At 66.0% G+C, this 423-nt stretch carries 1 protein-coding gene; it reads left to right on the top strand.

The window, feature by feature from the left end; all coding sequences use genetic code 11:
• Positions 1-423: hypothetical protein (locus tag PZA18_RS24280; protein ID WP_284103463.1), on the top strand; the 423-nt coding region annotated here is incomplete at both ends.

Genomic DNA, 423 nt, shown 5'->3' with positions numbered 1-423 from the left:
CGCAATGGCGGTGACGCCTTTACCGGCCGCTGGGTGGATACCGTCTGGTTAAGCGACAGCCCCGATCTGGATCAGGCCAGCCAGCGCTGGCAGATCGGCAGTATCGAGCAGCAACGCAGCCTGGGGAATGGCGAGAGCTATCAGGTGGCGCAGACCATCCGGCTGGCGCCCTCGGTCAGCGGCCGCTATGTGATCGTCAAGACCGATGCCGGCCAGCAGCTGGTCGAGACAATCGAAACCAATAACACGGCCCGGGTCGAGACCCAGGTGACAGCGACGGCGGCCGATCTGCGGGTAGCGGCGGTGACCGTCGCGCCGCAGGCCGATTCGGGCGAGCCGGTCGAAGTCCGCTGGACCGTCACCAACCACGGCGCGGCCGTCTGGGGTGGCACCGAAGGCTGGATCGACAATATCTATCTGAGC

Source organism: Parachitinimonas caeni (assembly GCF_030129945.1).
GTDB classification, from domain to species: Bacteria; Pseudomonadota; Gammaproteobacteria; order Burkholderiales; family Chitinimonadaceae; genus Parachitinimonas; species Parachitinimonas caeni.
This window is presented reverse-complemented; position numbering and strand designations above follow the sequence as displayed.